Source organism: Blautia sp. AF19-1 (assembly GCF_003479155.1).
GTDB classification, from domain to species: domain Bacteria; phylum Bacillota; class Clostridia; order Lachnospirales; family Lachnospiraceae; genus Fusicatenibacter; species Fusicatenibacter saccharivorans.
The window spans coordinates 1-5,487 of record NZ_QUGQ01000040.1 but is presented as its reverse complement, the minus strand read 5'-3'; the positions used below and the strand labels follow the sequence as shown (position 1 = coordinate 5,487).

The window sequence follows — 5,487 nt, the reverse complement described above, 5'->3', positions numbered from 1 at the left end:
CACGTTTCTGGATTCTTTACAGCACATATGTTTAATGCATGGAATGGAAGTAGATTATTATAAAAAGCTATTTCAAACAATCGGAAATATCATAGAATTAATTGAAAAAGATGATATGCCAAAGTATCTGCTTTTTCTGGAAAATGCATTTCCATACATGGATAACTATAACTATCACAAAGGTATGAAGGGAATCATTCAGGAACTGAAGGTGCTGTTAAAGACAAAAAGCATTGGCACCAACTCTGACCGGGCGTTATTACTGGATTTTCAGGCAACCCTTGAAACCAAACCTGAAAAAGCAATAAAACTGGAAAAAGATGCACTTGCCCAGATAGAAAATATCACTGCTGACAATGCTCGCCTCGTTTCTAACCTTCATGCCAATCTTGGAGGACTTTACCGCATGAACGGTTATCCCGATCTTGCAAGAGAACACATGGGAAAAAGTATCTCACTGCTTGACCAATTTAACCTGCTTCATATAAATGACAGCATACCTCAGATTGCCAATTATGCAATGTTCCTGACAGAACAGCAGGAACCCGAAAGAGGCATCTCTGAATTGCAAAAATTATCCGGCATCATCAAGGAATACCATTCCGATGACTGTCTGGATTATGCCAAAGTACAGGAAACCCTTGGAACCATTTATCTGATGACTGCCAATCTTCCGCAAGCCAAAACACATTTTAAAAGAGCTTTCAAAATATATGAAAAGATCTGGGCTGATGAACCAGAAATGATTGAAGCAAAATATCAGGAAATTCAGGAGTTATATCCACAGATTGGATTTTGCATTGGAAAAAAACTATCCGGTCTTTTAACAAAATAAGCATAATTTACGGCGGGCAACTTGCCCGCCGTTATATTCAACTATTCGTCAAATAAATATATGCATCTTCCAAAGTGATATCATTATCCAGGACACAATTCTCATTTGGCTTTCCTTTGCTTAATACTTTCATATGAATTCCATTTTCTACATACTGCTTAGATGATATAGAATAATTGGCTTCTAACAAACGGGCTTCTTCTGCATTTTGTACCGTACAATTCCAAACACAGCCCTTTGCATTTTCCAGCAATCCACTCACGCTTCCGGAATATAAAAAACTTCCTTTTTTCATAATGGCAAGCTGTGTACAGGTTGCTGCTAAATCTTCTACTACATGAGTGGAAAACAGCACAGTTCTATCCTTTGAAAAATCAACCAGAAGATTGCGGATCCTAATCCTTTCTTCCGGATCTAACCCGGTGGTAGGTTCATCAATAATCAAAAAATCCGGATTATTAAGAAGTGCCTGTATGAGTCCGACACGTCTCTTCATACCACCAGATAATTGCCGCATTTTTTTATTCTGATGCTCTGTAAGAGAAGTCTTTTCCAGATAATAGGTAATTCTTTGTTCGAGGTCATTTCTGGATACTCCTGACAGTCCCCCCATATATACAAGGCATTCTTTCACCGTAAGATTCGGATATAAGTCGATTTCCTGTGGAAGATAACCAATCTTTTTCTGTATTTTTTCATAATTTCCCTCGTTATACAGAATTCCATCAATCGAAACCACTCCTTCCGTTTGTTTTAAAACGGTTGTAAGAACCCTCATCAGCGTGGTTTTTCCCGCACCATTCTCTCCCAAAAGTCCGTAAATTCCCTTGGGTATTTCAAGAGATGCCTTATTTACTGCAACTACACCATTTTTAAATCTAACTGTTAAATCATTTATTCTAATACTCATAATCTATCCTCTTTTCTTTAAAGCCATTGGTAATACTGCAAATAAAAACAGCCCCGTTATAAAAGACACAAGCGTTCCATAAATCCAACTCTCGGACATTAATTGAGTAGGTTCACAAAAGCTGAAAGAAAACAATCCCAGATTTCCGAAAAATGAACTTCCCGCTTTTGATATAAGTCCAATGACAATTCCAAATAAACATCCTATACCTGCCCACATATTTCCAAGCAATGTACACAAAATCACAGAGCATATACTCCAAAGCCAGATAGTTCCAAACATTGCAATGAAATATAAAAGAAATATCTGAATACCTGAAATGCCTTCGTTTACACTGCCCGGTTTTTGCCAGAAAAATAAAACATATCCAACACAGGAAAGTATTAATAAATATAATATTTGAACGCACACTCTCTGTGATATTACTTTTAACTGCTTTTTTTGATCATACAAATGAAATACATCGGCACGCTTACTTTTTACTTCCATCAAATATGTGTCACTACAAAAAATAATTGTTAAAAATGCTATTGGAGACTGAATTGCTGAACCGATTTCTTCATAGTATATAATCGGATGAATAACACACAATATCAGTATAAAGGCACATGAATAAAAAATCTTATATAACGACAGGCAGTTTTTGAGTTCCGTTTTCAATGAACCCTCCTCCTTTTCCAGATTGTAACAGAAATACATACTAATATAACAGATGCGATCACAAGCATAATCTGATTTATATTTGACATTTTGGCTGCATGTGTTTCAAAAAACCTGCCAGGAAATCGCACCATAATAGAGAACGGTCTCATATAATAAATATCATTCTTCTCGGTCAGCATATTTGAATATATAATGTGTAAAAACAAAACTGGTGCTGCCGGAAGCGGATTTTTAAATATTAATGCTGTAATTGTATAGACACAACATATCATCAAAAGATTCGGCACAATATAGATCAGAGAATTCACGCAAAAATCAATTGGTGTTACCGGAAATCCCGATTCTAAAGACGTTTTCAAACACAGCATAAAGAATATAACATTCAAAATCACTAATACTCCCAGCATACTAATGAATCCGCTTATTACTTTCCCACATATATATTGGATTGCCGTAACAGGCTTTGTATGTAATAATTCATAGGTACTTTTTCGTGTATCCTGAATAAATAAAAATGATAGCAAGACTGTTGCAAAAAAGGCCATATGCAATCCTGCAAAATCCGTGAACTTTTTGGCAAAGTACCAGGAAAAAGAATGTTCGGATAATTTCCGCTCGATATAATGATTGATTTCTTCTGCTGTCCCCTTATGAATTTCAAGGTCCTCATAAGCATATATTGCATTATAATAGCCATATTGGGATTCCAAAAACTCAGAAGCAGTCTTTACATCCATATTCTGAATTTCTTTCATTACATGATCCGCTTCCTGCCTGCTAAATCCAAAACCATTTTGGGAGGTGTCCATTAACGTCTCTTTGATCGTATCTTCCCACTCCCTTCTTCTTTCTTTATCATCAGATGTGGGAATGTACCCATCCATGACATCGGCATCTTCCAATTCTACATCATTTTGTGTGACCTGTTCATTCTGTTTGATATAATGAATTTGCAAATACGGTGACAGACATTGATACATACTGGCAACTATAATAATCAAGCCAATCCACAAAACAGGGTTCTTTAAATAATCAAGTATACTTCTTTTTATGATTGTTTTCATTGTATCTCTTCCTTTCTTTATTTCTTTAACAACATCATACAAATCAATTCTCAATAAATTCACAACAAAAAAGACTAAAACCACTTTATTTGTGATTTCAGCCTTATAAAGTATTTTTATTCAGCTTTGAAAAGAGCTTCTACATGAGCACCGCCTTGTCTGGCATTATATATTTTCAAATTTCCTCCATGCTTTTCACAGAAAATACGAGAAATATACATACCAAGGCCAAAATGCTTTAAATCATCTTGTGGATTCTTATGATAAAATGGTTCTGTTACTTTTTCCTCAGTATCCACAAATCCTATTCCATCATCTTCAACAGAAATTATAAGAAAACCATCCTTTTTCTTTATCTGCAAAGCAATACTTTTTTGTGCATATCGAACCGCATTTTCCAGTAAGTTGTCTGTCACTTCCATGACAAGTTCCTCATCCACTTTCACAATGTTTTGTTCCTGCACTCTTTCTACCTTACATAATTTACTTTCCTTCTTGGACAGCATGGCAGCTTCTGCCTCAATCTTTTTTGCCAGTTCCGATAATTCTATCTCTGAGCATTGCAGTTCCCTCTGTTCTAAATGGGACATTTTTCTCATGTTTTCCGTGAAATGCTCTATACGGTCAATCTGATACATGCCTGTTTGTAAGATATCAATAACATCCTCTGTTTTTATACTCTCAGCAGAAACAAACTCTAAGAGCATTTCCTGATACCCACGCAATATGGAAAGTGGAGAACGTATATCATGTGCAATTGCATTCCGCAAAGCCTTCTCGTCATCAATCATTCGCCACATCTTTCTGTTGTTATCTGATAAATCACTTCGCATCATTTCAAATTCTTTACACAAAGTTCCCATCTCATCTTTATTTTCATAGGACACATGAAAATCCAGTTCATTATCTGCAATCATTTGTGAGGCATCTTTTAGTTCCTGTAGAGGTGTCTTTAACTTATTTTTATAAAAAAAGAATACCGCAACAACACTCCCAACAATCGAAAAAATCAGTACCGAATATGTTTCCATAAAGTCACACATTTCCGAAAGATGATGGTCCAAACGATTCATCTGTGATTGATTAGGTCTTGATATCTCAATCTCGTATTTCTTTCCATATTGCTGAAACACGTCCGTATAATCTGCATAATCAATATATTTTTCCCATATTTTATTCTGCATATTTCTTGCAAAATGAACTGTAAATCCAGATAACAGAAATGCTGCCGTTAAGCTGATCACAAAATAAAGCAGAATTGTTTTTTTCAGTGACAAGTTTCTTATTTTTTCCATCGGTATCCAATCCCCCATACAGTTTCTATGTATTCTTTTTCTGAATAATCCGCTATTTTTTTCCTTATACGCCGTACTAATTCCGTTATCGTTCTACTGTCCCCTTCCGCATCATATCCACAGACTTGTGCATATATACGTTCTTTATCAAACACCTGCCCTGGATGCATGGATAAGAATTCAATAATCTGATATTCAATTTTTGTGAACTCCATCCTGTGTCCAGCTATAGCTACTATTTTTTCAGAATAATCAATCAGCATTTCATCCATGAAACGGTATTCCGTTTTTTGTTGATGCCTTTCTTCTCTCTTTATGTTTGTAACAATCCTCGCTTCCAACTCCCGAAGACTAAATGGTTTCGTAATATAATCATCCCCACCTGAAAGCAACCCATTAATTTTATCATCTTCGTCAACTCTTGCTGTTAGAAATAAAATTGGACATAACACTTTACTGCGTATCAGACGACATACTTCAATCCCATCCATGCGTGGCATATTGATATCCAACAAAATAATATCCGGTTTCATTTTTATTTTATTTAATGCTTCCATTCCATCTGTAGCCGTAATGGTTTCATATTGTTTCATATTAAAATAACTACAAAGCATTTTCACCAATTCTTTATCATCATCGACAACTAAAATCTTGTATTTCATCCAAACCGTCGAGTAGACTTTGTCTCGACTTTTTCACTTCCTTTCATCTATATTCTTT

The 5,487-nt window shown here is 35.5% G+C and carries 6 protein-coding genes; 1 reads left to right on the top strand and 5 read right to left on the bottom strand.

All coding sequences use genetic code 11. The features are described from left to right. On the top strand, window positions 1-835 hold an 835-nt coding region (locus DWX26_RS17315), incomplete at its 5' end, for a tetratricopeptide repeat protein (protein ID WP_334295238.1). A 37-nt stretch (window positions 836-872) separates the two neighbouring features. On the opposite strand, the gene DWX26_RS16350 is transcribed toward DWX26_RS17315, so the two are convergent. The 5 genes from DWX26_RS16350 to DWX26_RS16330 all read right to left on the bottom strand — a co-directional run bounded on the left by DWX26_RS16350 (window position 873) and on the right by DWX26_RS16330 (window position 5,429). Next, on the bottom strand, window positions 873-1,745 hold the full coding sequence (locus DWX26_RS16350) for an ATP-binding cassette domain-containing protein (RefSeq protein ID WP_118601773.1): 873 nt from the start codon (window positions 1,743-1,745) through the stop codon (window positions 873-875). A gap of 3 nt (window positions 1,746-1,748) precedes the next feature. After that, window positions 1,749-2,405, bottom strand: coding sequence for a transporter (locus tag DWX26_RS16345; RefSeq protein ID WP_243002043.1), 657 nt, complete (start codon window positions 2,403-2,405; stop codon window positions 1,749-1,751). Next, window positions 2,402-3,472: an ABC transporter permease subunit gene (locus DWX26_RS16340; protein ID WP_117509306.1), complete on the bottom strand. Its 1,071-nt coding sequence runs from the start codon at window positions 3,470-3,472 to the stop codon at window positions 2,402-2,404. The genes DWX26_RS16345 and DWX26_RS16340 overlap by 4 nt, the downstream gene beginning before the upstream one ends. Before the next feature lie 116 nt (window positions 3,473-3,588). After that, window positions 3,589-4,767, bottom strand: a complete 1,179-nt coding sequence (locus DWX26_RS16335; protein WP_117509307.1) for a sensor histidine kinase — start codon at window positions 4,765-4,767, stop codon at window positions 3,589-3,591. Further along, on the bottom strand, window positions 4,755-5,429 hold the full coding sequence (locus DWX26_RS16330; RefSeq protein WP_014080778.1) for a response regulator transcription factor: 675 nt from the start codon (window positions 5,427-5,429) through the stop codon (window positions 4,755-4,757). Before DWX26_RS16330 ends, DWX26_RS16335 begins: the two co-directional genes overlap by 13 nt. Window positions 5,430-5,487 lie beyond the last annotated feature (58 nt).